Annotated in this window: 26 protein-coding genes; 17 read left to right on the top strand and 9 right to left on the bottom strand. The window is 57.3% G+C overall.

Annotated elements, in window-relative coordinates; translation table 11 throughout:
* Window positions 1–13 precede the first annotated feature (13 nt).
* Entirely contained in the window at window positions 14–712 is a 699-nt protein-coding gene (locus RBB47_RS17395; protein ID WP_305987127.1) for a hypothetical protein, read from the top strand.
* A 55-nt stretch (window positions 713–767) separates the two neighbouring features.
* Here the strand turns inward: RBB47_RS17395 and apbC are convergent, their stop codons facing one another.
* A complete protein-coding gene (gene apbC / locus RBB47_RS17390; protein WP_305987126.1) occupies window positions 768–1910 on the bottom strand; it encodes an iron-sulfur cluster carrier protein ApbC in 1143 nt (380 codons plus the stop codon).
* A gap of 201 nt (window positions 1911–2111) precedes the next feature.
* Here apbC and RBB47_RS17385 point away from each other — a divergent pair, with 201 nt between their 5' ends.
* The 7 genes from RBB47_RS17385 to glp all read left to right on the top strand — a co-directional run bounded on the left by RBB47_RS17385 (window position 2112) and on the right by glp (window position 7655).
* The gene (locus RBB47_RS17385) at window positions 2112–2792 is read left to right on the top strand and encodes an SDR family oxidoreductase (protein ID WP_305987125.1); all 681 of its coding nucleotides are present in this window, start codon (window positions 2112–2114) and stop codon (window positions 2790–2792) included.
* Between the two features lie 31 nt (window positions 2793–2823).
* The gene (locus RBB47_RS17380) at window positions 2824–3414 is read left to right on the top strand and encodes a GNAT family N-acetyltransferase (RefSeq protein WP_305987124.1); all 591 of its coding nucleotides are present in this window, start codon (window positions 2824–2826) and stop codon (window positions 3412–3414) included.
* A gap of 207 nt (window positions 3415–3621) precedes the next feature.
* Window positions 3622–4080 (top strand): BLUF domain-containing protein, encoded by a 459-nt coding sequence (locus RBB47_RS17375; RefSeq protein ID WP_305987123.1) that lies wholly within the window; start codon window positions 3622–3624, stop codon window positions 4078–4080.
* Between the two features lie 269 nt (window positions 4081–4349).
* Window positions 4350–5213, top strand: coding sequence for a formate dehydrogenase accessory sulfurtransferase FdhD (gene fdhD / locus RBB47_RS17370; protein WP_305987122.1), 864 nt, complete (start codon window positions 4350–4352; stop codon window positions 5211–5213).
* On the top strand, window positions 5210–5863 hold the full coding sequence (gene mobA, locus RBB47_RS17365; protein WP_305987121.1) for a molybdenum cofactor guanylyltransferase MobA: 654 nt from the start codon (window positions 5210–5212) through the stop codon (window positions 5861–5863). Before fdhD ends, mobA begins: the two co-directional genes overlap by 4 nt.
* Window positions 5860–6381 carry a molybdopterin-guanine dinucleotide biosynthesis protein B gene (gene mobB, locus RBB47_RS17360; protein WP_305987120.1) on the top strand — a complete coding sequence of 174 codons (522 nt, stop codon included), beginning with the start codon at window positions 5860–5862 and terminating at the stop codon, window positions 6379–6381. Before mobA ends, mobB begins: the two co-directional genes overlap by 4 nt.
* A complete protein-coding gene (gene glp, locus RBB47_RS17355) occupies window positions 6378–7655 on the top strand; it encodes a gephyrin-like molybdotransferase Glp (RefSeq protein ID WP_305987119.1) in 1278 nt (425 codons plus the stop codon). Before mobB ends, glp begins: the two co-directional genes overlap by 4 nt.
* Before the next feature lie 40 nt (window positions 7656–7695).
* Here glp and RBB47_RS17350 read toward each other — a convergent pair whose 3' ends face one another.
* Entirely contained in the window at window positions 7696–8691 is a 996-nt protein-coding gene (locus tag RBB47_RS17350) for an MBL fold metallo-hydrolase (protein ID WP_305987118.1), read from the bottom strand.
* Window positions 8692–8874: 183 nt separating this feature from the next.
* Here RBB47_RS17350 and RBB47_RS17345 point away from each other — a divergent pair, with 183 nt between their 5' ends.
* On the top strand, window positions 8875–9813 hold the full coding sequence (locus RBB47_RS17345; RefSeq protein WP_305987117.1) for a LysR family transcriptional regulator: 939 nt from the start codon (window positions 8875–8877) through the stop codon (window positions 9811–9813).
* Here the strand turns inward: RBB47_RS17345 and RBB47_RS17340 are convergent.
* Window positions 9810–10457 carry a glutathione S-transferase family protein gene (locus RBB47_RS17340; RefSeq protein WP_305987116.1) on the bottom strand — a complete coding sequence of 216 codons (648 nt, stop codon included), beginning with the start codon at window positions 10455–10457 and terminating at the stop codon, window positions 9810–9812. The genes RBB47_RS17345 and RBB47_RS17340 overlap by 4 nt on opposite strands.
* Before the next feature lie 405 nt (window positions 10458–10862).
* On the opposite strand from RBB47_RS17340, the gene RBB47_RS17335 reads away from it, so the two are divergent.
* The 4 genes from RBB47_RS17335 to RBB47_RS17320 all read left to right on the top strand — a co-directional run bounded on the left by RBB47_RS17335 (window position 10863) and on the right by RBB47_RS17320 (window position 14521).
* Window positions 10863–11639, top strand: coding sequence for an ABC transporter substrate-binding protein (locus tag RBB47_RS17335; protein WP_305987115.1), 777 nt, complete (start codon window positions 10863–10865; stop codon window positions 11637–11639).
* Between the two features lie 126 nt (window positions 11640–11765).
* On the top strand, window positions 11766–12479 hold the full coding sequence (locus tag RBB47_RS17330; protein ID WP_305987114.1) for an ABC transporter permease: 714 nt from the start codon (window positions 11766–11768) through the stop codon (window positions 12477–12479).
* Window positions 12476–13303: an ABC transporter permease gene (locus RBB47_RS17325; RefSeq protein WP_305987113.1), complete on the top strand. Its 828-nt coding sequence runs from the start codon at window positions 12476–12478 to the stop codon at window positions 13301–13303. The genes RBB47_RS17330 and RBB47_RS17325 overlap by 4 nt, the downstream gene beginning before the upstream one ends.
* Before the next feature lie 51 nt (window positions 13304–13354).
* The gene (locus RBB47_RS17320) at window positions 13355–14521 is read left to right on the top strand and encodes a PLP-dependent aspartate aminotransferase family protein (RefSeq protein WP_305987112.1); all 1167 of its coding nucleotides are present in this window, start codon (window positions 13355–13357) and stop codon (window positions 14519–14521) included.
* 72 nt (window positions 14522–14593) lie between these two features.
* Here the strand turns inward: RBB47_RS17320 and RBB47_RS17315 are convergent, their stop codons facing one another.
* Window positions 14594–15499 (bottom strand): LysR family transcriptional regulator, encoded by a 906-nt coding sequence (locus RBB47_RS17315; RefSeq protein ID WP_305987111.1) that lies wholly within the window; start codon window positions 15497–15499, stop codon window positions 14594–14596.
* Window positions 15500–15949: 450 nt separating this feature from the next.
* Here RBB47_RS17315 and RBB47_RS17310 point away from each other — a divergent pair, with 450 nt between their 5' ends.
* Window positions 15950–16831, top strand: a complete 882-nt coding sequence (locus tag RBB47_RS17310) for an NAD(P)-dependent oxidoreductase (protein ID WP_305987110.1) — start codon at window positions 15950–15952, stop codon at window positions 16829–16831.
* A gap of 11 nt (window positions 16832–16842) precedes the next feature.
* Window positions 16843–17544: a DNA alkylation repair protein gene (locus RBB47_RS17305; protein WP_305987109.1), complete on the top strand. Its 702-nt coding sequence runs from the start codon at window positions 16843–16845 to the stop codon at window positions 17542–17544.
* A gap of 7 nt (window positions 17545–17551) precedes the next feature.
* On the opposite strand, the gene RBB47_RS17300 is transcribed toward RBB47_RS17305, so the two are convergent.
* The 3 genes from RBB47_RS17300 to RBB47_RS17290 all read right to left on the bottom strand — a co-directional run bounded on the left by RBB47_RS17300 (window position 17552) and on the right by RBB47_RS17290 (window position 22046).
* Window positions 17552–18625: a hybrid-cluster NAD(P)-dependent oxidoreductase gene (locus RBB47_RS17300; RefSeq protein WP_305987108.1), complete on the bottom strand. Its 1074-nt coding sequence runs from the start codon at window positions 18623–18625 to the stop codon at window positions 17552–17554.
* A gap of 4 nt (window positions 18626–18629) precedes the next feature.
* Complete coding sequence (locus RBB47_RS17295; protein WP_305987107.1) at window positions 18630–19865, bottom strand: aromatic ring-hydroxylating dioxygenase subunit alpha; 1236 nt, start codon at window positions 19863–19865, stop codon at window positions 18630–18632.
* Window positions 19866–20009: 144 nt separating this feature from the next.
* A complete protein-coding gene (locus tag RBB47_RS17290; RefSeq protein ID WP_305987106.1) occupies window positions 20010–22046 on the bottom strand; it encodes an NADH:flavin oxidoreductase in 2037 nt (678 codons plus the stop codon).
* A gap of 183 nt (window positions 22047–22229) precedes the next feature.
* On the opposite strand from RBB47_RS17290, the gene RBB47_RS17285 reads away from it, so the two are divergent.
* Window positions 22230–22859: a TetR/AcrR family transcriptional regulator gene (locus tag RBB47_RS17285; protein ID WP_305987196.1), complete on the top strand. Its 630-nt coding sequence runs from the start codon at window positions 22230–22232 to the stop codon at window positions 22857–22859.
* Window positions 22860–22884: 25 nt separating this feature from the next.
* On the opposite strand, the gene RBB47_RS17280 is transcribed toward RBB47_RS17285, so the two are convergent.
* Both RBB47_RS17280 and RBB47_RS17275 read right to left on the bottom strand, forming a co-directional pair.
* On the bottom strand, window positions 22885–23370 hold the full coding sequence (locus RBB47_RS17280; protein ID WP_305987195.1) for an Lrp/AsnC family transcriptional regulator: 486 nt from the start codon (window positions 23368–23370) through the stop codon (window positions 22885–22887).
* 169 nt (window positions 23371–23539) lie between these two features.
* The gene (locus RBB47_RS17275; protein WP_371932808.1) at window positions 23540–24178 is read right to left on the bottom strand and encodes a uracil-DNA glycosylase family protein; all 639 of its coding nucleotides are present in this window, start codon (window positions 24176–24178) and stop codon (window positions 23540–23542) included.
* Window positions 24179–24310: 132 nt separating this feature from the next.
* Here RBB47_RS17275 and RBB47_RS17270 point away from each other — a divergent pair, with 132 nt between their 5' ends.
* Window positions 24311–25861 (top strand): HAMP domain-containing sensor histidine kinase, encoded by a 1551-nt coding sequence (locus RBB47_RS17270; protein ID WP_305987105.1) that lies wholly within the window; start codon window positions 24311–24313, stop codon window positions 25859–25861.
* The last annotated feature ends 73 nt before the right edge of the window (window positions 25862–25934 follow it).

Genomic DNA, 25934 nt, shown 5'->3' with positions numbered 1-25934 from the left:
GGTGTATCGTCTCATGGCTGTATTTGGAAAGCGCAATCCGGCTACCGCAAAGCCAACCAATATTCCCCGACCGAGCCCCGATCCAGACGGGGTGACGCGCCTGATTCCCAAGGAGATTTTTTCGGGCCCACATGGAAACATGCTCCGGGAGTTGGGACTTGGACCAGACGACCCAAGCAATCTTGTTCCGACACAGGAAAGCATCGACGCTGAGTTCGCCCGCAGACGTGCGCAGCAGGACCAGTTTCTTGAAAAAGTGAATGCACGTCCGCTAGGTGGTGCAAAGGTTACTCCGTTTGCAATGTTGCCCTGGACGGTCTGGCGATCCGACCATGCTTCATTTCTGATGATCAGCTGCGATTACTATCCCGTCGACCCTTGGAACACGGCGCTGCTGCCCCAGGACGAGGATGCCTCAATAATACTTGGCTTGCCCAAGCATCCGGGCGGATACCCGACAAGCTATGAAGCGGCCTGCATCGAAGCCGTGGGTAAAATCCGTCGTGACCATCAAGAAGTCTACCAGACGATTTATCAAAGGATGCAACAGGGTGATCAGACGGCACTTCAGGATCACGCTGCTTCGCTCAATCGCACCAAGAGCAGTGTTTATGCGCACGCTCATACCCTGTTTTCGATGCTCTTCGGCGAAGACGTCTACAAGCGCCACAATAAACTCTTCGGCGAAGTGTTGAGCCACTCGATTATCTAACCGAAGAGATTGGCTTGATTGCTGTATCGCCTTGGCATGAATGCTATCGCTGGTCTTAGTCGAACACGATCTGCGGTGCTGCCCGCTCAGCAGATGAAGCGGCGGTTTCAACTTCGCCGGCGACCTTTGCCGCGATGTCCTTGTAAATGCCCGCAACAGTGCCCTCAGGGTCCGACACGACAATCGGTGTGCCCGCGTCCGACGTTTCCCTGATCTTCATCAGCAGAGGAATTTCCCCGAGAAACGGAACACCGAGACGCGACGCTTCGTCCCGTGCGCCGCCGTGACCGAAGATATCGTGGCGCGAACCGCAGTCCGGGCACAGGAAATAGCTCATGTTTTCGATAATTCCGAGCACCGGCACATCGACCCGCTTGAACATGTTCAGCCCCTTGCGGGCATCGATCAGCGCAAGATCCTGCGGTGTCGAAACGATTACGGCGCCGGCAAGTGGTACCTGCTGTGCCATTGTCAGCTGTGCATCTCCGGTTCCCGGGGGCATGTCAACGACAAGGACGTCGAGATCGCCCCAGGCCACTTCCCGCAGCATCTGCGTCAGCGCCGAGATGACCATCGGGCCGCGCCAGATCATCGGGGTTTCCTCTTCAACCATGAACCCCATCGACATCACCTTGATGCCGTAACCCTCCAGCGGTTTGAGTACACGCCCGGACACGGACTCTGGGCGGCCGGATACGTTGAAGAGGCGCGGCACGGACGGTCCGTAAATATCTGCATCAAGAACACCGACCTTTAGGCCGTTGGCGGCCATCGCGAGCGCAAGGTTCGCCGTGGTCGTCGATTTGCCGACACCGCCTTTGCCGGAGGCAACGGCAATGATGTGCTTTATTCCCGGTACGCCCGGTTTTGACGCTGCCTGTTCCTCGGGTGCGCGCTGCGGCCGGCTGGGCGCCGGTCGCGACGGCGTGTTTCGGGCACCACCCGGTGCGCGTTCGGCGGTCAATGCGACCATTGCGTTTTCAACGCCGTCAACTTCCTTGACCACTTTTTCGGCAGCTTGCCGCAAGGGCTCCAGTTCCTGGGCTCGTTCAGCCGGAACCGTAATGGAGAAAGCAACACGGCCGTCGGACACAAAAACATCGGAGACGAGGCCGAGCGAAACTATGTTGCCCTCAAGGTTGGGGCCCTTGATTTGCCGAAGTTTTTCGATGACGGCATTCTTGATGGTATCGCTCATTTCTCAGTCCTGTGCCTGCGCCAGCCGGCAAGCTGTCTCACCGGTGTTTGAACGCAAATCTAATTTGCGCGGCAACAAAAACAAGTCGCCTATCGCAGCCTTTTTCACGTCTCAAAACAGTTGCGCTTCCGTTTTGCTGGCGTAAATTGCTGGTCCAGCCGTCCACACGGCAGATCTCAAGAGTTCATTTCAGGAAATTCAATGCCCGCCTGCCTTATTACCGCGACCAACCGCGGGATCGGATTTGAACTTGCCCGCGTTGCCCTCGCCGAGGGCTGGACAGTCTATGGTTCCGTAAGATCACAAGAAACAGCGCTGCGAAGTGCCGACCAGTTGGGTGCTGGATACGTTCCGATTGTTTTTGATGTCACCGATCATTCCGCTGTCGGTACGGCAGCGGCAGAACTTTCCGCCGATCTGGACCTCCTCATCAACAACGCCGGCATTATCACTCCGGATCGGCAAACGCCGCTGGACATGGACTTTGAGGGATTTGCCAGGACGCTTGAGGTGAATACGCTCGCACCGCTGGCCGTCTCACAACTCTTCCTGCCGCACCTTAGACGCGCGGAGGACAGCAGGATCGTGACCATTTCGAGCCAGATGTCCTGGATGGGCTATCGCAAGCCCGACACGCTCGCCTATCGCGCGTCCAAGGCGGCCGTGAACAAGGTCATGCAGGGACTTGCTACCGCCTTGGAGCCGGAGGGCATTCCGGTTGCTTTGATCGATCCGGGCTGGGTGCGCACGGACATGGGTGGACCATCCGCAGACAATTCTCCGATTGAAGTGGCACAAGGCATTTTCGACGTTGCAAAATCACTTCAACTTGCAGACACGGGCAAGTTCTTCAAATGGACCGGCGAAGAACGCCCGTTTTGAAACCCGGTAATACGACCTGGAGTTCCAAGACATGACTTGGCCCCTACCTGTCACCTTGAGCGGAGACTTTGCATCACTCGTACCGCTTACCGATGCTCACACCTCCGACCTTGCGGAAGCCACCGCTGAAGGGGATCTCTGGAAAGCCTGGTACACAACGATCCCGGCACCCGACCAGGTGGCCGCCGAAATCGAACGACGTCTCGGCTTGCAACGGGACGGATCAATGCTCCCGTTCGCGGTTCTGACGCCGGACGGTAAAGCCGTCGGAATGACGACTTACATGAATGTTGATGCCGTCAACAAAAGGGTTGAAATCGGGTCGACGTGGTATCGAAAGGCCGTGCAACGAACACGCCTCAATACGGAATGCAAACGCATGTTGCTCGCGCATGCCTTTGAAGAGCTCGACTGTATCGCCGTGGAGTTCAGGACGCACTTCATGAACCGGCAAAGCCGCGCTGCCATCGAGCGACTGGGCGCAAAGCTGGATGGAATTCTGCGCTCTCACCTGCGTATGCCGGACGGTTCGCTTCGCGATACCGCTGTCTATTCGATTCTCCCCCACGAGTGGCCTGCGGTCAAAGCAGGACTGGATTTCAAACTTGCGGAGACGAGATAGATCTGTTCACTTCCAAAAGATGAACAAACGTTGTTTTTCACAGCTTTCTTTAACCATGAACGCATCTTTGAAGCACACACTCCCGCAGAACTGTTGGGGATGAGCGTAATTATCCACCCTCTTCTTCCAATTTGACTAAGATTTTAAGCAATTATGAGGAATTCGGGCGCAGGCTGATCTTATAGGCAAAATAAGATTGGACACGCAATGGAGCTTTACCGGGCCTGCTACCGCAGCAGAATCAAGTGGGACAACATGCGTTTGCCCCTCCCCGATGAAATCGACAGAACGCTGCTTCGCATTCGCCGCATCAACCGGAAGGCCGGTGTTACCGGCGCACTTCTTCTGGTGGACCAACACATTATCCAGGTTCTTGAAGGCCAGACCGGCCAAGTGCTGGAAACTGTCTACTGCGTCATGAACGATCCACGTCTCCATGACATTGAGGGCATCATCCACGAACCGGTCGATTTTCGCCTGTTTCCAAACTCCCTGATGTTCTTTCGGGATCTGACCGACGGCGTCGCAGCGCACCGGCATCCGGTTCTGCGTCCGGTGCTCGATCATCCCGCAGACGTCTCGCGGGAAGAGGCGTACCTTGCCTTCAGCCACTTCGCGATGGAACTGCAGGCAGGCAGGCTGACGAACGACATGCTCATGATCTGATCGGGTGTCTTTTCCATCCGTTCGTTCATGAATTGCGGGCTACAACGTCTGCAACGTCATACCGAAGTCGTCCCTTGTTTGAAGCCAGCGCCCTTGGGCAATTGACTGCCTGATCGTCTCTGTCAGATGAGCCTGTGCTATCCGGTGCCGCCAAGCCGTGTTCACAACGCCGGATTTTGCGAAGTAAAGCCTTGCCCTCCTCCTCCGGCGTCCCATAGTGTTTCCAAAACAAACACATATGGAGTCGTGCGCCTTTGTCAGGCTCATTCGTGCTGAAACCAGACCCCCTGGATCCCAGGCTTTCAACTTCCGTTGTCGGTATCGACCAGAACAGCGACCCGGTCGAAACCAGAGTTGTGACCGAAAAACCCCTGACGCTCTATCTCAATTCTCAGGAAGTCGTCACGATGATGACCATCGGCGATCATCCGGATCTGCTGGCCGTCGGTTATCTCAAGAACCAGAACATGCTTGATGCCGACGATGTCATTACCGGTATCGACTATGACGAGGATCTTGAAGTCGTCATTGTGCGAACCGAGCGGGAAACGAATTTCGAGGAAAAGCTCAAGAAGAAGGTGCGCACGTCCGGTTGCGCTCAAGGCACTGTTTTCGGTGATGTCATGGAGGGCTTTGAAACCGTCTCCCTTCCTTCCGATGCCCGTCTCAGAACCTCGTGGCTCTACGCGCTGACCAAGACGATCAACACAACCCCATCGCTTTACCTGGAGGCGGGAGCAATCCACGGATGCGTGTTGTGCAGTGAGGACCAGCCGCTCGTCTACATGGAAGACGTCGGACGGCACAATGCGGTCGACAAGATCGCCGGCTGGATGGTCCTGAACAACATCCCGGCGGGTGACAAGATTTTCTACACGACAGGCCGCCTGACCTCGGAAATGGTCATCAAGACCGTCATGATGGGCATTCCCATTCTCGTGTCGCGGTCCGGATTTACCGCCTGGGGCGTCGAACTTGCGCGCCAGTCCGGGCTTACTCTCATTGGCCGCGCACGTGGCAAACGGTTCGTCGCCCTGTCCGGCGCAGAGCGAATTGATTTCGACATGGACCCGTCCGTCGCGGAAGAAGAACCTGAGAAAGCAAAGCGCAAGGGGAGCCTGGCAGCACGATGATGGCGAAGCGTAAAACCTTGACCACAGACAAGGTGCTTGGCTGCGTTCTCGCTGGTGGCCAGTCGAGACGTATGGGCGGCGGCGACAAGAGCCTTCTGGATGTTGGCGGAAGGTCCATGCTGGAAATCATTCTGGCGCGGCTGTCAAACCAGCTTTCGGAGATCATATTGAACGCCAACGGCGATCCCGGCCGGTTTGCGCAATTCAATCTCCCTGTCGTTGCTGATCCGGTGGGTGAATATGCGGGACCGCTTGCCGGTGTGCTTGCGGGCCTGACCCATGCGAGGGAACAAAATCCGGATGTGACCCATGTGGTCTCTGTTGCCGGCGACACGCCGTTCTTTCCGACCAATCTCGTCGAGCGCCTGTGTTCCTCCGTTCCTGCCGACAAACCCGTTATTGCGCTGGCGTCCTCCTCCAGCAAGCTTCACCCTGTCTTCGGGCTTTGGCCGGTCGCTCTTTACGACGACCTGCGAACATGGCTTCAAACAGGACAGAGCGGCAAGGTGCTCGCTTTCGTCGACCGGCATGACAGCGTTGAAGTTTCCTTCGATGTCGATCCAGCAACGGGGCTCGACCCGTTCTTCAACGCAAACAAACCCGATGACCTGGTCAAGGTCCGAAATACTCTGAGCTCTCGCTTCTCATGACAGAAACTCCCGTCTTTGGCATTACGGGCTGGAAAAACTCCGGCAAAACACAGCTTGTCACCAGGCTCGTTGCGGAATTCACCGCGCGCGGCTTCAAGGTGTCGACGGTCAAGCACGCCCACCACAACTTCGATATCGACAGGCCTGGGGCCGACAGCTACCGCCACCGGGAAGCCGGTGCGAGCGAAGTCGCGCTCGTTTCCGGGCGAAGATGGGCACTGATGCACGAACTTCGCAATGAAGAGGAACCTCCGCTCAATGAGATTCTGTCACGGCTGGCTCCATGCGACCTGATCCTGATTGAGGGATACAAGCGCGAGAACCATCCCAAAATCGAAGCACGGCGCACGGAAACCGTTGACAGAGGGCCGCTTTCACCGTCCGATCCGAATATCATGGCTATTGCTGCCGATCACAGTCTGACCGGTGAAACCTTACCGGTTTTCGATCTGGACGACGTGGCGGCGATGGCAGACTTCATTCAGGAACACCTGGGTCTCAAGAGATCGGGACAATGACCGGCAAGAAACTTCTGGACGACTGTTTTCTTCATGACAAGGACAGGCTGAAGCACCACGAGGCGCTTGAAATCCTGAAAGAGCGGCTGTTTCCGATTGCCGGCAAAGAAAGCGTCAGGCTGGAACACGCCCTGGAACGTATACTCGCCGAAGACATTACCGCGCCGCGCGACGTGCCGCTTGCCGACAACTCCGCGGTCGACGGGTATGCCTTCCGGCATGCCGATTTTGATGAGGCGGGTGGTTTTTTCAGGCTGCAGCAACGCGTTGCCGCCGGTCACGCAAGCAGCGCCGCGCTTGGCCCATGGGCGGCCGCCAGGATCTTCACCGGCGCTGTCATGCCGCCGGGCGCCGATACTGTTGCCATGCAGGAAGATTGCGAGCCTCATCATCAGGACGGCGAAGATTTTGTCATCGTGCCGCAAGGACTCAAGCCGGGCGCAAATTGCCGAAAGGCCGGGGAAGACGTTGCTGAAGGGGCCGCCGTCCTGGCGGTCGGCCAAAGGCTCCGCCCTCAGGACCTTGCCGCCATTGCTTCGACCGGTCAGGCCGAAGTCAGCGTCTACCGGAAACTCAAGGTTGCCCTGATTTCAACAGGGGACGAGTTGCGCCGGCCGGGAGACCTGATCACCGTTGGCGATGTCTACGACGCGAACCACTTTCTTCTGCGCGGCCTCGCGGCAACCGTTCCTGTTGAGGTCGAGGACCTCGGCATCCTGAAAGACAACAGGGAAACAGTGGAATCGGTTCTCAGGGACGCAGCGTCCCGATTTGACGTCATCCTGACGACCGGCGGAGCAAGCCGTGGCGAGGAAGACCATATTCTGGAAGTGTTGGATGCGCTCGGTAACAGACACATGTGGCAATTGGCCATCAAGCCTGGTCGACCGATGATGTTCGGCAACATCGGGTCCTGCGTCTTTCTCGGCCTTCCCGGAAACCCTGTCGCCGCGATGGTTTGCTTTCTTCTTTATGCAAGGCCTGTGCTGAACCGCCTGTGCGGGGGACCGTTTCTGGAGCCACAGGGGTTCCAGATGCCCGCCGCTTTTGAAATCCCCAAAAAGAAGCCGGATCGACGCGAGTTTTACCGCGGATACCTTGGCAAAGACGATGAAGGCCGGCCTGCTGCCTGCAAGTTCATGCGGGACGGTTCCGGCCTGATCACAGGTCTGCGTGAAGCAGACGGGCTGATCGAAATCCCTGAAGAGGTCACTTCGATCAAGGCTGGCGACATGGTGACCTACCTGCCCTTCTCCGGCTTCGGAATCAGGTGAGCCCGGCAAAAATCCACCGGGCCCATCCCTTCATTCGCGATCAGTAAGTGTAGGGCCAGCCGGCAGGTACGAACCGGTAACCGTCACCATGCTTCGCAACACGGCCCATGCCCGGGAACGGGATGTGAGCTCCGGCAAAGAACAGCTTGTCGCTTGCGGCCTGATCGAAGAATTTCTTGCGGGTTTCGGCTGCCTGACCAGAATCGATATCGAACCCGATACCCCACTCCGGCTTGTCGAACTGGTAGACGGTCATGTGGATGATGTCGCCGGCAACAACAAGCGTTTCGCCGTTGCTGTCGAAAACATACCCGGTGTGTCCGGGGGTGTGGCCCGGCAAAGCCATTGCCTGAACGCCGGGCAGCAGCTCCTTGTCGCCTGCAAACAGGGTCTGGTTGCCCTTATAGGCCTCCGCCGCCTTGCGCGCGCCGAGGAAGAAGGGCTTGAATTGCTCCGGAGCGCCGTTCATGGCGGCATCGTCGAACCAGAAGGCATTGTCGAGTTCGGGCAGTATCAGCTCCGCGTTGGCGAAAATCCTATTTCCGTCCCCGTCAATCGCGCCAAACAGATGATCCGGATGCATGTGGGTGATCAGAACGGCGTCGATCTGATCTGGAGACACCCCGGCGGCCTCCAGCGCTGATGGCAGACGGCCCATCGTCGGACCGAGCGCATCTGATGTGCCGGCATCGACGAGAACGAGACGGTCGCCTGTATTGACGAGATAGGCGTTGACCGGAATACGCAGCGCCTCGCCCTCAATCAGCGCGACATCCCGCAACCGCTTGCCTTCGGCGGCATCGTATCCGACGACAACTTCCGGGGTCACGTCGAGATGCCCGTCCAACAGGGCGGTGACTTCCATGTCGCCCACCTTGTAACGCAACGCACCCGGTAGCGGCGCTCCGGCCTGCGGCGCAGCTGCACTGGCAGCACCTGAACCGATCGTGACGCTCCCGGCGGCAGCGAGCGCTCCAGCACCAGCGGCGGCTCCCAGCAAGGATCGTCTTGAAAGAGAAATGTCGGAAATGGTCATGAAGTGCCTCCCGGCTAGACCTGAAGAAGATGTTTCGGAGACGCCCCAACCACGACACAGGCGGGGCTCTCTACTAGGTGTTTCATTCGTTCTGTTTTTAAAGGTTGGCAAACCTTATAAAACTCATAAGTGAGGGTTATATAACGATCCCGTCATCTCGAATGTCAGAAACGAGAAGTTCCAATGGACAAACTCAGTGCGCTCTCCGGCTTCGTTCAATCGGTCAATCTGGGCAGTTTTTCCGCAGCAGCAAAGCGGCTGGGAATTTCTCAACCCGCGATCAGCCAACAGGTCCGAAGCCTGGAGGAGGAACTCGGCACGCGGCTCTTGAACCGGACCACGCGGCAGCTCCATCTGACCGAGGCCGGCGAACGCTATTACGCCTACGCCCGCGACATCCTTGAGCGGTTGGTTGAGGCCGACAGATCTGTCCAAAGCGAAGACGCACAGATGTCCGGCCCGATATCGATCGGCCTGCCGCTTGGTTTCGCCGAGAGTGTGCTCTCCGAGTTCCTGATCCGCTTCAAGAAGGAACACCCCTGCCTTCTTTTGGATGTTTCGCTCTCGGACCAGTTCGTGGACGTGATCCAGGAACGTCTGGACGTTGCCATCCGCATGGGTGAGATCAAGGACGAACGGCTGATCGTGCGCAAACTGGGTCTGGCGCAGCGCTGCCTCGTTGCTTCGCCCGAATATCTTGAAAGGACGGGCCGCCCGCGCCACCCGGCGGATCTGCCGGATCACGACTACCTGCTCTACAAGAACATCTCCACCGGCGACCGAGTGCCTTTCATCAGCACTCTCGGCGAGAAGCTCTCGGTCAAGATCACCCCCTCGATGATCGTCAACAATTCTGCGACCTTGCGGCAGGCTGCCCTCGCCGGACTTGGTATCTCGCTGGCAAACCGGTGGATGATCGAGCCCTATCTGAAAGCGGGCGAGCTTGAACTCGTTCTGCCGGACTGGCGATACCCGCCTCATCCGATCCATGCGGTCTATCCGTCCAACCGGTTCATTCCGCTCAAGGTTCGCCGTTTCGTCGACCGGCTGCAATCCTATTTCGACGAGATGGGAGCGCTGGAAGACACCTTTGGTGACGACAGCCGCACGAAGAGCAGCTAGATTTCGTCCTCGGCGACGTACCAGGTTTCCTTGAGCGCCTCTTTTTCCCACTCCTGCCACGCACCCGTTCCGGTCAGAGCCGCAGCATATTGCTGAAAGACCGGAGATTCGCTGAGCGTATAGGTGGCGAACCGGCTGACAACGGGCGCATACATGGCATCTGCGATCGTGAAGTCACCGAAGAGGAAGGGACCACCCGATCTTTCCAGGCATTCGGTCCAGACATCAAGAATACGATTCACATCGGCCGTGACCGTGTCGTCGACACCAAGGACTTCCACGGGTCGCCGCATGTTCATCGGGCAAGCGTTGCGCAAGGCCGCAAAACCTGAGTGCATTTCTGCCGACACGGCTCTTGCCCTTGCGCGTGCACTTATTTCCTCAGGCCAAAGGCCCTTTTCCGGAAAGCGGTCGGCGGCATATTCGAGTATCGCAAGGCTGTCCCAGACCGTCAGGTCGCCATCCTTCAGGACCGGAACTTTCATGCTTGGTGAAAAGTCGCGGAATTTGGGATTGCCGTTTTCAAAGTCGAACGGAACCAGTGTCTCAGTGAACGGGATCTCTTTTTGTCTAAGCGCAATCCACGGGCGGAGCGACCAGGAAGAATAGTTCTTGTTCCCGATGAAGAGTTCAAATGATGGCATCTTGTCCTCCGGTGTCATCTGCCACTGCGGTTCGCAAAACCGGAATACGCCCGGCTGACAGTTCTGAACTTGATTACCGCGTCAGCTTCAGCGGAACAAATTCAAGTGTTTCATGCATTTGATGAACAAGTCTGATCCATGCAGGCCACCGAATTGAGCGGACCGATACGACAGGCGATCCTCTCTCTCGATTTGCTCAATGATTGTGCGGCTTGCCGATTGTTTCACACCCTAACGATGCCTTCCCCTTGGACACACACGCGCAAGGCGCGAAAATACGCGCATTGCACTGTGTTTTTTTACGGGGCACGCTTGAAATTTGGTCTGAAGTGTATGGAATAGGGCCATCGGGCAAAAAGGCGGGAGGAACCCGTCTATGCCGCGAAAAAACTAGGGGAATAAGAAATGCGTGTTTTGCGTATGGCAGCGGCTGCTGTCGCAGTTTTTGCTGCTGTTGGTGCCGTTGAGGCGAAGGATTGGTCCAAGGTGCGTATCGGCACCGAAGGCGCCTACCCTCCGTTCAACTCTTTGACCGCTGACGGCCAGCTCGTCGGGTTTGACGTTGATATCGCCAAGGCTCTTTGTGAAGAAATGAAGGTTGAGTGCGAATTCGTCGTGCAGGACTGGGACGGAATGATCCCTGCTCTGCAGGCAGGCAAGTTCGACGCGGTGATCGCTTCCATGTCCATCACCGAAGAGCGCCTGCAGAAGGTCGACTTCACCAACAAGTACTACAATACGCCGCCGGCAATTGCCGTTCCGAAGGATTCCAAGATCGAAAGCACTTCGGACAAGCATCTTGACGGTGCGGCGTTGGGCGCTCAGTCCTCGACGACCCACTCCAACTATGCGGAAGAAAAACTGCCGTCGGCTGACCTCAAGCTCTATCCGACACCGGATGAGTACAAGCTCGACGTTGCCAGCGGCCGCATCGATGCGGTGATCGACGATGTTGTCGTGCTTTCCGAGTGGCTCGACACCGACGACGGTGCATGCTGCAAGATCCTCGGCACGCTGACGCCGGATCCGGTCATCAACGGCGCTGGCGCTGGTATTGCGATCCGCAAGGATGATCCTGAACTGAAGGAAAAGTTCAACGCAGCGATCGAAGCCATTCTGGCGAACGGAAAGTACAAGGAAATCAACGACAAGTACTTCTCGTTCGACGTTTACGGCGGCTGATTTAGCGCGGTGTTGACAAGACCGAGCGCGGCGCGTTCTGCGCCGCGCTCAACCGCAGGATCTTTCCAGCGGGACCGGCCTTAAGGGGGGCCGAAGCAACAACAACAACGAAAGAAGCGCCGGCTTATGGAAGACGCTTTGACGCTGCTGTCCTTCGGAGATCAGGGATGGGGCGACACCATTGCATTCGGTGTCATGATTACGGTCTCCCTGGCAATCGCGACTTTGCCCTTCGGGCTGTTGCTCGGTTTCCTGATAGCGCTGGCCAAGAACTCGAATGAACCGAGTCTCAGGCTCGCAGCAAACGTCTACACGACAATCTTCCGCGGCCTGCCGGAACTGCTAACGCTGTTCCTGGTGTATTTCGGTGTCCAGATCGGAATTCAGCAGGGTCTGAAGCTCATTGGTTTCGATGCCTATTTCGAGGTCAATTCCTTTGTTGCGGGCATGGTTGCGCTGTCGCTGGTGTTTTCCTCCTACGCCTCAGAAGCATTCTTGTCTGCCTTCAAGGGGATACCGCAGGGCCAGTACGAGGGTGGATACGCGCTCGGGCTCTCCAGATATCAGACGATGGCACTCGTCATCCTGCCGCAACTCATTCGCCTCGCGCTGCCGGCTCTTGGAAATCTCTGGCTGATCCTTTTGAAAGAAACCTCCCTTGTCTCTGTGATCGGACTGCCCGATCTCGTGCGCGAGGCAGGCATTGCAGCTCGCGTGACCAAAGAACCGTTCCTTTTCTTCGGGATCGCATGCCTGATCTATCTCCTGCTGGCAATGATATCGTCCGCAGGTCTTTCGCGCGTTGAGCGCTGGACGAAGAAGGGAGACGTTGCAAGATGATTGCCGCCAATCCCACAACCGGACAAAAGCGACCTCCGCCGCCGCCACGCGCCTGGACCCACGGACGCATTCTGGGCCACGTCCTGATGGCCCTCTGGATCATATCCGGCATATCCCTCGTTTATTTTCTGGCATCGAACATCGCCAGCCCGTTTGTGGAAAGATACTGGGGGAAATATGTCGACGGGTTCCTGGTCACGTTGCAGATCGTCGGGGTGTCGCTTCTGATCGGAGCGCTCCTGAGCCTTCCGATCGCGCTTGCCCGGAATTCATCCTGGAAGATTTTCGCCTGGCCGGCCTACGGATATGTCTATTTCTTCCGTGGAACACCTCTTCTTGCCCAGACGTTCCTGATCTATTACGGCGCCGGCACCTTCCGGCCCGAACTGGAGGCGGTCGGGCTCTGGGGCTTTTTCCGGGAAGCCTGGTATTGCGTCATTTTCGCGTTTTCTCTGAATACGGCCGCCTATCAGGCGGAAATCCTGCGGGGAGCGATCCTGAATGTTCCAAAAGGACAGTGGGAGGGTGCCGCAGCCCTCGGACTGTCCAGGCCAGTGACCTTCTTCAAGGTTATCTTACCGCAAGCCCTGATGGTCGCGCTTCGTCCCTACGGCAACGAGATCATCCTGATGATCAAGGGGTCGGCCATCGCGTCCATCGTCACGATCTACGATCTGATGGGGGAAACACGCAGGGCCTATTCGCGTTCCTACGACTTCCAGGCCTATATCTGGGCGGCGGTCTTGTATCTGATCATCGTGGAGACACTGCGCCGTGTCTGGGACAAGATTGAACAGCGTCTCACCCGCCACCTGAAGCGGTGATGCCAGCCCGCAGCTTTTACATGTCCCACCGCATTCAACGGAACTGTTGCCATGTCCAAATCGTCCTCCACTCCTGAAGGCCTTCACCCGGACAGTCTGCTCGCCCACGCCGGTGGCGGTTTCGATCCGGCGACGGGCGCCGTCGTGCCCCCAATCCAGACGGCGACGACATTCGTGCGCGACGAGGACTACGAACCCATTCTCGCCGGCCACGTCTACAGCCGTGACAGCAATCTGCTTTACAAGAAAACGGAGAAGCTGATTGCAGAGCTGGAAGGCGGAGCCGACAGCCGCCTGTTTTCGTCCGGCATGGCCGCCGTTGCCGCAATACTGCGCAGCATCAAACCCGGCGGCACGCTCCTTGCCCAGTCCGGGATCTATTGGGGCTCCACACTGCTTTTCAAAAAACACTGCGCCCGCAACAATATCGCGTTCATTGAAGCGGATGCGAGCGATCTCACAGCCTTTCGCGATGAGATTTCAGTCACGCAGCCGGACCTCGTCTGGATTGAAGTGCCAAGCAATCCGTTTCTGAAAATCGCAGATATCGGCGAAATTTCAGCACTCTGCAAATCGGCTTCCACCAAACTTGCCGTTGACGCAACAGCGGCGACGCCGCTGATCCTGAAGCCGCTCGCGCTCGGCGCCGATCTGGTCATGCATTCGGCGACGAAGGCTCTCAACGGTCATTCCGACCTGCTCGGAGGCGTCGTGACCACCAAAGACTCATCGAGCGACATTTGGAACCTTGTTTGCGAAGAACGTCAGACAGCAGGCGCGGTCCTTGGCTCGTTTGAGACCTGGTTGCTGCTCAGAGGGTTGAGAACGCTTGCGCTTCGGGTCGAACGCATGAATGCCAACGCACTGGCGCTTTCTCAGCACCTGGACTCTCATGCCAAAATCGACGCCGTACTTTATCCCGGACTGCGCGGCCATCCACAGCACAGCCTCGCCAAAGCCCAGATGTCGGGCGGGTTCGGATCGCTGATGTCTGTCTTGGTCAAAGGCGGCCGCGAGGAAGCGTTGAAAGTGGCCGGCAGTCTCGACATCTTTCAGCGCGCAACGTCCCTGGGCGGAACGGAAAGCCTGGTTGAACACCGTTTTACGATTGAAGGGGACCACTCAGCGGTTCCGGAAAACCTGCTGCGTCTTTCCATTGGAATTGAGCACGCCCCCGATCTGATATCCGACTTCGATCAGGCATTGGAAACCTTGTAGCGCAAATTTCCAGCTGGCTGCGGTGGCCGTATTTGAACCGAGCGACTTCAATCCAAAGCGTAGTTCCGTGCCTCAACAGTAACTGTTTTCGGATGTGTGTGTTTCATCTCGCATCGCGCGTAGCCAACTGAGGAACTTCTTGAGCGGCGGCCGTACCACTCCGGGCCGGGTGAGCATGTAATACCCCGTGCCCGGGCGAACCGTATCCTCAAAAAGGACCCGCAGGCTGCCGGATTGGACGTCCGGCTTGATGAACGCCATCGCGGTCGCAGATATCCCGTCTCCGCGCCGAAGCCCCTCCAGCACCATATAGCCGGGAAGATGAGTGATATTCAGTTTCCCTTTCGGAACGACACCCTGTTCCTCCATCCAGATAGCAAGCTCGTTGGTTCCATATTCCTGAAGCCAGGGAAACTCCAGGATGTCTTCCGGGTTTTCGATTGCCTTGTCACCGATCAGGCAGTTGGCTCCAACAACCGCAAAGGTGGTTGGCAAAAGCAATTCTGACTCCAATCCCGACCATTCCCCCATGCCGAACCTTATTGCCAGATCAACGCCGCCGGGCTTCAGCTCCATGACCTCGGCCGTCGGGTTTAGCATCAGTTCAATGTCGGGATTGTTCAGCCGGAAATCGTTGATCCGGGGCATCAGCCAGCTCACCGCGAATGTCGGCGTCATCGTTATGTTGAGTGGCCGCGCGGTGTCTTCTTTCAAAAGCCCGTCCACCGTTTCGAGAATCGCTTCAAAGCCACCGCTCAATCCGCTGTAGAGCTGCTCACCTTCAGGCGTGAGTGCAATACCGCGCCCTTCCCTCACAACAAGCTGCAGTCCCATGAAATTTTCCAGGCTGCGGACCTGCTGGCTGATGGCTGCGTGCGTCACGTTAAGTTCGCGACCGGCTGCTGAAAGGCTTCTTGTTTCCGCGACAACGGCAAAAACCTTGAGGCTATTGAGAGGTGGAAGCGAACGCCAATCCATATGTAACTTCACCTTACAGTTATTTAATCTTCCTGACTCGTCTTTTCGAGTAAAAGCCAACATATTCGACCCAGAGACGACGAAAGGAGTGTAAGCCAATGTTAGATATCTATGCACGTAGTTTTCTGGAAGCAACCCGCACTTCTGCAAATGACAGGCAGGACCCGAACACCAAAAAGCGTCTTGCCAGGGAGGCTGCCCAGGAAGCTATTCTTGGGAGAATCTGGAGACGCAGGCCCTACTGGCTCTGAAACCAGCGCCATTCCCGGCCTGTCAGGCTGACAGACGCCGGCAAATACCCTAAAACGCAGACGAACAATTCACTCAAAGGCCCGGTTCAAAAGCCGGGCCTTTGGGTGCGAACCCACAGATCAAGCCGGTTTCTGCACATTAGACGCAACGTCGGCTTCATTTGTGGGTCCGCACCCTAATCTGCGAAGGGAGCGCATCATGGCTAAGGTTGCATTTATCGGTCTCGGGGTCATGGGATATCCGATGGCCGGCTACCTGAAAACCAAGGGAGGCCATGAAGTCACGGTCTATAACCGGACGACGGCCAAGGCTGAGAAATGGGCCGCCGAATATGGCGGCAGCTTTGCCGAAACACCAAAGGCGGCCGCAGAGGGCTGCGACTTTGTTTTTGCCTGTGTCGGCAACGACAATGATCTGCGCTCGGTGACAACTGGCGAAAACGGCGCGTTTCATGGTTTGAAAGAAGGCGCAATCTTTGTCGACAACACAACGGCCTCCGCAGACGTTGCACGTGAGCTCTACGCCGCGGCGAAATCCAAAGGATGCGGATTTATCGATGCACCCGTTTCCGGCGGCCAGGCAGGCGCTGAAAACGGCGTTCTCACCGTGATGTGCGGCGGTGATGAGGACCAATTTGAAAAGGCCAAGCCGGTCATCGAGTGTTTTGCGAAATTCGTCGGGCTCATGGGCGAGAGCGGTGCCGGCCAGCTCACCAAAATGGTCAACCAGATTTGTATTGCAGGCCTCGTGCAGGGTCTTTCGGAAGCCATTCACTTCGCCAAGAAGGCCGATCTGGACGTTGAGAAGGTGATTTCGGCCGTCCGCGGCGGCGCGGCCCAGTCTTGGCAGATGGAAAACCGCTGGGAAACGATGCGGGACGGGAAATTCGAGTTCGGATTTGCCGTCGACTGGATGCGAAAGGACCTTGGAATGTGCCTGCAGACCGCAAATGAAACCGGTGCACGCCTGCCGGTGACTGCTCTGGTTGACCAATTTTACGCCGAAGTGCAGGCCATGGGTGGAAACCGCTGGGACACCTCCAGCCTGATCGCCCGTCTTGACCATGCCGACAAGAAATAGTCAGTCCCGCTATGGGCGCGAAGAAAACCGATACCTGGAGCGCCGCTGAGGTTCTCAAGCGGCTCAAGGAACTGGGCTCTGAGGATAACCGTGCCGGGATGGCGCGGTTCGGCATCGACATAGATAATGCCTTCGGTGTCCCGCTCTCGGTTCTGCGCCCGTTTGCCCGGGAGATCGGCAAATCACCCAAGCTTGCAAAAGACCTCTGGGCCTCCGGCTGTCACGAAGCCCGGTTGGTTGCAATCCTGATCACGCCTCCAAAGGACCTGACAGACGATCAGGCCATTGCCTGGATCGAGGACATTCAATCCTGGGACCTGTGCGATCAACTGACGAACGTGCTTGCACGCCGCGAAGGGTCGGCCTCTCTCATAGAGGGACTTGCAGGAGACGACCGCGAATTCGTCAGGCGCGCAGGTTTTGCCCTGATTGCCTGGCGCGTCGTTCACGCGAAGACGTCTCCAGACGACGAGTTTCTGGGCTATTTTGACCTTATTCGGCAGACGGCGACGGATGACCGCAATTTCGTCTGGAAAGCGGTCCACTGGGCTCTCCGACAGATCGGCAAACGATCTGCCACCCTTCACGGCCCTGCGCTCGCACTTGGCGAAGAACTGGCCGCCTCGGGCGACAAGACTGCCCGTAAAATCGGGCGCGAGACGGTCAAGGAACTGTCCTCGGACAAGGTCCGCGTCCGTCTGGGCTTGACCTGATCCGCCGTCAGACTTCTACCTCGACCGTGCCGATCGGATTGGAGCAGCAGGCCAGAATGTAACCCGCCTCGACATCGTCTTCGCTGATGCCTCCGGAATGGACCATATGGACATCACCGGCGACTTTCTTGACCTTGCAGGTTCCGCAGACGCCGAAGGTGCAGCCTGATGGAATGTTCAGTCCCGCGTCCTTTGCAACGGCCAGAACCGTGTCGGTTTCCGAACACCATGCAGACACACCGGAACTTGCAAAGACGATCTGCGCCTGCGTGTCTTCCTGCGGGACGACATCATCGAATTCGGTGAGCTCGGCCTTGGTTTCCGCCGGAGCCTGGAAGCTTTCCTGGTGGTATCGCTCCATGTCGTAGCCGAGCGCGTTGAGGATCTCGCGCACGGCGTCCATGAAGCCTTCCGGTCCGCAGCAGAAGACGTCTCTTTCCAGATAGTCGTTGCACATCAACCCCAGCATCAGCTGATTGAAGTGTCCGCGATATCCGGTCCACACTTCATAAGGATCGCTCTGGTTGACGACAAAATGCAGTTGCAGACCGGTAACCCGGCTCGCCATGTATTCAAGCTTCTGTCGGAAGATCAGGTCGGTGGGCCGGTGAGCGCACTGAATAAAACAGATGTCCGGATCTTCGCCGCGTTCAAACAGCGTCTGTGCCATGGACATCATCGGCGTCACGCCGGAGCCTGCCGAGATGAAGAGGTACTTTCCGTCCGGGCTTGGCGGCAGATGAAACAGGCCGGCCGGTCCGAAGGCCTTCAGCCGCATGCCGGGTTTGAGATTGTCCAGCATCCAGCGGGAACCCTGGCTGTCTGCCTGGGCCTTGACCGTGACCGAGACATAGGCGTTGGACACCGGGGACGACGACAAGGTGTAGGTACGCTGGACGTTGCCGCCCGGAACCGGAAGATCGAGCGTGATGAATTGACCGGCCCGGTAGACAAATGTCGCGCCCGACGGCGGGCGGAAGGAGAATGTTTTCACATTCGGCGCTTCCGGCACCACCATCACGCACTCCAGCATTTCGCTGTCGCTCCAGACCGGCGTGTCACGCCCCGGCATCGGTATCATGAGATTACTCCGCCGCGACGCGGAAGCGGCCGATCAGGGCAGCTTCGAGGGTTTGGGCGTACCAGTCGATGAACTGGATGACACCGCTTTCCTGAACGGGCGAATATGGTCCCGGTTCATAAGCGGGTGACAGAATACCGACCTGGTTTTCCTCAACGATCCGCCGATCCTCATCATTGGTGTGGATCCAGACCTCGCTCAAACGCTTCAGGTCATAATCAACACCTTCTTCGGCATCCTTGTGCACAAGCCAGGTTGTGGTGACTTCCGTTTCCATCGGACTAACCGGAAGAACCCTGAAAGTAAGAACCTGGTCGGACAGGAAATGGTTCCAGGTGTTCGGGTAGTGAAAGAACAGGCAAGTGCCCGCATTGTCGAACGGAACCGTTCCGATGCGTTTGGCGACCGCTGCCTTGCCGTCCATGGTGTAACTGATCGCATTGCCAAGAAATGGAATTCGGACGAATCGCCACTGTTCATTCGGTGAAATCAGGTATTTCGCCGGTAGCCCGGCATTCTCACATCGCTCTACATGGGCTTTGCCGGCATTTGATGTCGAAGCGTCGTCCGCGCCAACCAGGTTCGGGTCGTCCGGAAACGTCCGGCAAAGCGACGGGTGGGAACCGGAGCAGTGATAGCACTCCCTGTTGTTCTCCACGACCAGCTTCCAGTTCCCCTTCTCCACGATTGTCGATTGATGAGCGACTTTCAGATTGCCGAGGTCGTGGGGACCAAGATACCGGGCAGCCTGTTTTTCCAGGCCCGACATATCCGGTGCGACCTCTGCCAGGCAGACAAACACCATGCCGGAGATATTGGCGCAGTGGACGCTTTTCAAACCGTGTTCCTCGGGTTTGAAATCCGCACCCATCTCGCGAGCCCAGAGCAGTTTGCCGTCGAGCTCGTAGGTCCACTGATGGTAGGGACAGACAAGCTTGGGAGCCGATCCTTTCGCAGCAGCACATATCCGGCTGCCGCGATGGCGGCAGGAATTGTGAAACGCGCGGATGACACCGTCATTGCCGCGCACAATGATGACGGAATAAGCGCCGACCTGAATTGTGACGTAGTTGCCCGACTTCGGCAGTTCCGCGGCTGGAACCGCAAAAATCCATTCCTTCTGCCAGATGTTTTTCATGTCCGCCTGAAAAACATCTGCGTCGGTGTAAAAGGGCTGCGGCAGCGAGTACCCCGCCCTGCGGCCCAGCAATAGGGAGAGAATATCTGCGTCGCTATACATGGTGGAACGTCCTGATTCTGCCGGCCTTGCCGGTCCCTCGTCGGAAGGGAAAATAGGCTCGCAAAAGGCCAACGCCGTAGCACAAAAACGGCATTGGCTTATTCAAGTGAGACGCTGCTCGAAAAATCGTCAGATGCACGATTTTCAGATGTCTTTCACGAGCCTGAGGGCGTCGTATATGGCGGCGTGGGTGTTTCTCGCCGAGACCGCATCCCCAATGCGATAAAGCGCAAACTCACCCTCAGGATTGGCGTCCAGCGGCTGCGGCTGGCCAAATATCAACGCTTCCTGCTTCACGGCCCCGAGGTTTTTGGAGCGCGGCTTGAGTTCGAAATAGAGCTCGTCCATCGGGACGGTGCCGTGGTTGACGACAATCTGGTCGAATTCCCGTTCCTCGGTGAAGGCCGAGTAGTCCGTACCGATGACGGCCGTAATCATGTTTCCGGAGCGCTTTGCGGCCTTCAACCGGTAGGTCACGGTAAAACGCACATCCTTGTCCTGAAGTGCGCGCATGTACGGAACCAGATTCATCGCCATCACGTCCGGAGCAAAGGACCGGTCAGGCGTCATGATCTCCACATGCGCCCCCGACTCTGCCGCGATCTCGGCAGCCTGCAAGGCCGCGTGGTCTCCGGCATCATCGTAGACAAGAACGCGTCGGCCAGGTTTCACATCGCCTGCGATGATATCCCAGGACGACACCACCAGATCGTTGCCCTCGGACAGAACTTCAGTGTGCGGCAAACCGCCGGTCGCAACAATGACCACATCAGGGGCCTCGGTCGTCACATCGTCGGCTTCCGCGAAAGTGTTGAACCGGAACTTGACGTCCCTGGCCAGGCATTGATCCAGGCGCCATTCGATAATGGAAATCATTTCGCGCCGCCGTTCGGATTGAGCGGTCAGGCGGATTTGCCCACCGGCATCGGGCGCTGCCTCGAAAACTGTCACCTCATGACCGCGCTCTGCAGCGACACGCGCCGCTTCCATTCCGGCCGGTCCGGCGCCGACCACAACGATCTTTTTCTTCTCTTTGGCGGCAGGAATTTCGTGCGGCATGGTCAGTTCACGACCCGTGGCCGGGTTATGGATGCACAGCGCATCTCCAGCCTGGTAGATCCTGTCGAGGCAATAGGTCGCGCCGACGCAGGGACGAATGTCTTCCTCCCGTTTTTCTGCGATCTTCTTGACAAGCAGCGGGTCGGCCATGTGCGCGCGCGTCATCCCGACCATGTCGAGAAGCCCTTCGGCGATGGCATGGCGCGCCGTTGCCACATCCGGGATCTTGGCGGCATGAAACGTCGGCATCCCGAGTTCCTTGCGGATCTTGCCGGCAAAATCGAGATGCGGGGCGTTGCGCATCCCCTGGACCGGGATGACATCGGTGAGACCGGGGTCCGTATCGATATGGCCGCGGATCACGTTCAGGAAGTCAATCTTGCCGGTCTCCTTGAGGTGGCGGGCGATCTGAAGTCCCTCCTCCTCGGTGATGCCGCCTTCCATGTCTTCGTCTGCCGTGAAGCGAATGCCGACGATAAACTCGTCCCCGACCCGTTTGCGTACCGCATCGATCACCTCCAGCGAAAACCGCATGCGGTTCTCAAGCGATCCGCCGTATGGGCCCTCCAGCGTGTTTGTGGCCGGTGACCAGAACTGGTCCATCAGGTGCCCATAGGCCTGCAGTTCTATGCCGTCCATGCCGCCTTCCTTCATACGCTCGGCAGCGTCTGCATAGTCCTGGATGATCCTGGCAATGTCCCAGTCCTCAAGCTGCTTGGGAAACGCGCGGTGCGCTGCCTCCCGTTCGTGGCTCGGCGAGACCGCCGGGAGCCAGTCGCCCTTGTTCCAATGGGTACGGCGCCCAAGATGGGTGAGCTGTATCATCACGGCGCAGTCGTGGTCGTGGCAGGCATCCGTCAGTCGCTTCACCCACGGCACGACCTCGTCCTTGTAGGCCAGGATGTTGTTGAAAACGGGGGGTGAGTTCCTCGAAACAGCCGCAGACCCCGCGGTCATCGTCAGGGCTACACCCGCTTTCGCACGGGTTTCGTGATAGGCACGATAACGGTCCTTGGGCATGCCGTCTTCCGGGTATGCCGGCTCATGCGACGTAATCATGATCCTGTTTTTCAGCGTCAGATGTTTGAGCTGATATGGCTGCAGCAGCGGATCTTTTGACATGCCCTTCCCTCAATGCGCGTCCGGTCGTGATGAATATCGGCGACTGAAACGGACAGTAATTCGGGTTTTCGCGAGGTGAAAGACGCAAAAACGACATTTGTGTCGCTTTTGAAAACACTAGTGTCAATTTTCATTGTCAAACCCGGTTTCGGCTGTTATCGAGCCTTCATGAGCGAGCTTTTGATCGAAAAAACCAGCGGTTGGCGGGGGACCCGGGACGTCTGGATCCAGGCAGCCTATGAAGCCCTTCTGGAAAGCGGCATCGACGCGGTCAAGGTCATGCCGCTCTCCGAGCGGCTCGGTCTGTCGCGCACGAGTTTCTACGGCCACTTCGCCGACCGGAATGACCTTCTCAACGCTCTGATCGCCCTATGGCAGTCCAAGAACACAGGCAATCTCGTCAAACAGACAGAGGCCTATGCGGAGACCATAGCCGAAGCGATCCTCAACGTCTTTGACCTGTGGCTGTTGCCGGAGCTGTTCGATTCCCGTCTTGAGTTCGCGGTGCGCAACTGGGCGCATACGGACACAAGGCTTGCCGGAATGCTGGAGGAAGCCGACCGAGTTCGTGTCGATGCCTTCCAGGCGATGTTTGAACGCTTCGGCACCGATCCGGTCTATGCCAGTGTTCGGGCCAACACGGTCTACCAGACACAGATCGGCTATATATCGATGAAGAAGGACGGACCCAGCGATCCCCTGGAACCGCGGCTCAAACGGATGCGTTACTATGCCGAGATCTTTTCCGGAGAACCTGTCACAGATGCAGAGGCCGCACGTTTCTTTGCAAGGCATCCACTGACATCAGTCTGAGCAACCAACGGGAAGTCAGTCAGCTTCACGTTTCCGACCGAGGTTTCTCCGCTGCAACATAAGACAGGGGAAGTGCGGTGGTGTTTTTGATCTGCTCCATCGCAAACGTGGTTGAGACGTCCGAAATGTCAATTCTGGCGATGAGCTTCTTGTAAAATGCGTCGTAGGCTTCAATGTCTGGCACGGCAACCCGAAGCAGATAATCGACCTGCCCGGCCATGCGATAGAATTCCACGACTTCGGGAAATTCCTGAATGACATCGGCGAATTTCTTTAGCCAGTCTTCGGAATGCTGACTGGTTGTGATCGCGACAAAGGCCGTCACCTTTGCATTGACCTTGGCGGGATCCAGCAACGCAACGCGTCCTGTGATGACCCCGTCTTCTTCCATCTTCTGAATCCGCCGCCAGCAAGGTGTCGTCGACAGACCCACACGGCGCCCAATCTCGGCAACCGGAACCGTGCAGTCCTCCTGAAGGATGGACAGAATGCGTCGGTCTATTCGGTCGATCATCGTAATGGCTTCCAAGACTAGTGATGGCTTTCCTGACGGAGATCCCGGCCTCGCAGGAAATGATTTCAAATGAGATAGGAACCACGTAACGCTTTTCCAATGAGCCTGTCAAATGTCACGGAAAAGAGAATTTTTTTCGAAAGCCGCTCATTTCAATCATGCCTTATCACACAAGCCGGGAAACTTCGCGGCGCAAGACCGGCAGCAAGTCGCTTTCGAACCAGGGGTTCTTTTTGAGCCAGGCATTGTTCCGCCAGGACGGGTGCGGCAGCGGCAACACTTTCGGCGTGCCGACTTTAACGGGCGCTTCGAAATAGGTTTGCCAGTGTGCCACGGTCTCCGTCAGCGACTTCCTTCGTCCAGGCCCAAGGTGATATGCCTGCGCATATTGTCCGATGACGAGGACCAGTTCGATCTGGGGCATTTCAGAAAACAGTTGGTCGTGCCAGAGGTTCCGGCACTCCTTGCGTGGCGGCAGATCTCCGCCCTTTGCATCCAGGCCAGGAAAGCAGAACCCCATCGGTATGATGGCAAGGCGGTCCGGATCGTAGAAAACCTCCTCACCAATTCCCATCCAGTTTCTGAGCCGGTCTCCGGACGGATCAGTGAACGGCTTCCCGCTCTGGTGGACCCGGGTCCCGGGCGCTTGACCGCAAATGCAAAGCCTTGCCGCACCCGAAACTTGCAACACTGGTCGAGCCGCGTGCGGAAGCGGCGATCCAATCGGTGCTTCAACGCACTTTTGGCAATCGCGAATGTTCTGCACGAGTGCGTCGAGTTCTTCCGAATTCTTTATGCAAGACAAAGAGTTGCACCTTGAGACAGTCGTTTAACCGAATCCTTACCACGATCTTGAGGACGATCTTAAGGAATAGTGAGTCAGAGTGAAAAAACACGCAGTATCACAATAACGAAATCAATACCGTGCGGGCGGCAAATGAAATCGGATGCGTCAGAAATCGGTGGCGAAGCATTCGCCATAAACAGGCAGCGCGCCATTCGGCGCCGCGAGATGGCGCGTTCAGTCAGGGACATTCGCAGCCGTCTCGGTGCGCCAGAAAATCGCCATTCGACGTTCGAGCACGAACGTCAGCATCTCTTTGCCGACACTCGCATCAACGCGGCCTTTGCTGCCCCGCTGCTGGCACTGATTGTTGCCGCCATCTCCTCGCTGTGGATCAATCCCCATTTCATGGGTGCGTGGTTTCTGGTCACGGTCTGCACCCATTTCCTGATGGTGATGATCAGCCATTCATACGAAAAAGCGCCTTCTGACCAGAAAGTGCGGGTCATCTGGCACCGCAGGTTCGTGATCGGCGACCTGATCTATGGCTGCAGCTGGGCGCTGTTCTTCCTGATGCCAAAGGCAAGCGGCGCTGGTGAAGGACTGGTCATCTTCCACTTTGCGACGCTGCTGATCGTCATTGCAATGAACACCATGCAGTCGGCCAATCTGCCGAAGTGCCTGCTTGCCAGCACGTTGCCGATTACACTCGTGGTAACGTTCAGTTTCCTTCAGCAATCAAGCGCGGTGCACTATACGCTCGCGGCGATGGCGATCGGCGCCCAGGGGTTCTTCCTGATCCTCGGCAACCAGCTCCTCAAAAATGCGAACACGATGCTGGAATATCGGGCCGACAAGGACCATCTGATCGCCGAACTTGAAACCGCCAACGCCATGTCGGACGAAGCGCGCCGCCGTGCGGAAGCGGCGAACCTGGCAAAATCGCGCTTCCTTGCCACGATGAGCCACGAACTGCGCACACCGCTCAACGCCATTCTCGGCTTTTCGGAAATCATGAAGGACGAAGTCCTCGGACCGATGGCAAACAAGAATTACCGGTCTTACGCTGAAGACATTCACGGCTCAGGCGAACATCTTCTCAACCTCATAAACGAGATCCTCGATCTGTCCCGCATTGAGGCAGGTCGGCATGAACTGCATGAAGAGCCGATCTACCTGGAAAACGTCGTTGCAGAATGCGGGACGATGATGAAAGTGCGCGCAAAGGCGAAGTCGATCGCGCTGCATCAATCTCATCAGGCGGATCTGCCGCGGGTTTGGGCCGACGAACGCGCTCTGAGGCAAGTCGTTCTCAACCTCTTGTCCAACGCAGTCAAGTTCACGCCTGTGGGTGGAGAAGTTCGCGTCATTCTGGGGCCGACAAGCGATGGCGGCCAGTATGTGTCCATCCGCGACAGCGGACCTGGAATTCCGGAAGAGGAAATCCCGACGGTTCTGGAAGCGTTCGGCCAGGGATCTCACGCCATAAAGAGTGCTGAACCTGGAACCGGGCTCGGTCTGTCGATCGTGCAGGCGCTCGTCAACATGCACGATGGCAAGTTCACGATTAAGTCCAAGTTGCGCGAAGGTACGGAAGTCACCGTGAGCCTGCCGCCGTCGCGAAACATGAACTATGTCGAGGAAGGCGGCGTGCCTGAAAAACACGCATCGGGTCCGCGGCTCAAGAACGCCCAGACAGCCTGACGCCAGCGGTACGGCCTCCAAAACCTCACAGATTTGGCGCCAAGATGACTTTGCCTCGCGGCCTGTTTGTGGC

Source organism: Roseibium sp. MMSF_3544 (assembly GCF_030732845.1).
GTDB lineage: Bacteria > Pseudomonadota > Alphaproteobacteria > Rhizobiales > Stappiaceae > Roseibium.
This window is presented reverse-complemented; position numbering and strand designations above follow the sequence as displayed.

Coding starts and splice junctions, on each gene's coding strand:
- RBB47_RS17395 (WP_305987127.1), top strand. CDS start 14: ATGGCTGTATTTGGAAAGCGCAATCCGGCTACCGCAAAGCCAACCAAT.
- apbC (WP_305987126.1), bottom strand. CDS start 1,910: ATGAGCGATACCATCAAGAATGCCGTCATCGAAAAACTTCGGCAAATC.
- RBB47_RS17385 (WP_305987125.1), top strand. CDS start 2,112: ATGCCCGCCTGCCTTATTACCGCGACCAACCGCGGGATCGGATTTGAA.
- RBB47_RS17380 (WP_305987124.1), top strand. CDS start 2,824: ATGACTTGGCCCCTACCTGTCACCTTGAGCGGAGACTTTGCATCACTC.
- RBB47_RS17375 (WP_305987123.1), top strand. CDS start 3,622: ATGGAGCTTTACCGGGCCTGCTACCGCAGCAGAATCAAGTGGGACAAC.
- mobA (WP_305987121.1), top strand. CDS start 5,210: ATGATGGCGAAGCGTAAAACCTTGACCACAGACAAGGTGCTTGGCTGC.
- mobB (WP_305987120.1), top strand. CDS start 5,860: ATGACAGAAACTCCCGTCTTTGGCATTACGGGCTGGAAAAACTCCGGC.
- glp (WP_305987119.1), top strand. CDS start 6,378: ATGACCGGCAAGAAACTTCTGGACGACTGTTTTCTTCATGACAAGGAC.
- RBB47_RS17350 (WP_305987118.1), bottom strand. CDS start 8,691: ATGACCATTTCCGACATTTCTCTTTCAAGACGATCCTTGCTGGGAGCC.
- RBB47_RS17345 (WP_305987117.1), top strand. CDS start 8,875: ATGGACAAACTCAGTGCGCTCTCCGGCTTCGTTCAATCGGTCAATCTG.
- RBB47_RS17340 (WP_305987116.1), bottom strand. CDS start 10,457: ATGCCATCATTTGAACTCTTCATCGGGAACAAGAACTATTCTTCCTGG.
- RBB47_RS17335 (WP_305987115.1), top strand. CDS start 10,863: ATGCGTGTTTTGCGTATGGCAGCGGCTGCTGTCGCAGTTTTTGCTGCT.
- RBB47_RS17330 (WP_305987114.1), top strand. CDS start 11,766: ATGGAAGACGCTTTGACGCTGCTGTCCTTCGGAGATCAGGGATGGGGC.
- RBB47_RS17325 (WP_305987113.1), top strand. CDS start 12,476: ATGATTGCCGCCAATCCCACAACCGGACAAAAGCGACCTCCGCCGCCG.
- RBB47_RS17320 (WP_305987112.1), top strand. CDS start 13,355: ATGTCCAAATCGTCCTCCACTCCTGAAGGCCTTCACCCGGACAGTCTG.
- RBB47_RS17315 (WP_305987111.1), bottom strand. CDS start 15,499: ATGGATTGGCGTTCGCTTCCACCTCTCAATAGCCTCAAGGTTTTTGCC.
- RBB47_RS17310 (WP_305987110.1), top strand. CDS start 15,950: ATGGCTAAGGTTGCATTTATCGGTCTCGGGGTCATGGGATATCCGATG.
- RBB47_RS17305 (WP_305987109.1), top strand. CDS start 16,843: ATGGGCGCGAAGAAAACCGATACCTGGAGCGCCGCTGAGGTTCTCAAG.
- RBB47_RS17300 (WP_305987108.1), bottom strand. CDS start 18,625: ATGATACCGATGCCGGGGCGTGACACGCCGGTCTGGAGCGACAGCGAA.
- RBB47_RS17295 (WP_305987107.1), bottom strand. CDS start 19,865: ATGTATAGCGACGCAGATATTCTCTCCCTATTGCTGGGCCGCAGGGCG.
- RBB47_RS17290 (WP_305987106.1), bottom strand. CDS start 22,046: ATGTCAAAAGATCCGCTGCTGCAGCCATATCAGCTCAAACATCTGACG.
- RBB47_RS17270 (WP_305987105.1), top strand. CDS start 24,311: ATGAAATCGGATGCGTCAGAAATCGGTGGCGAAGCATTCGCCATAAAC.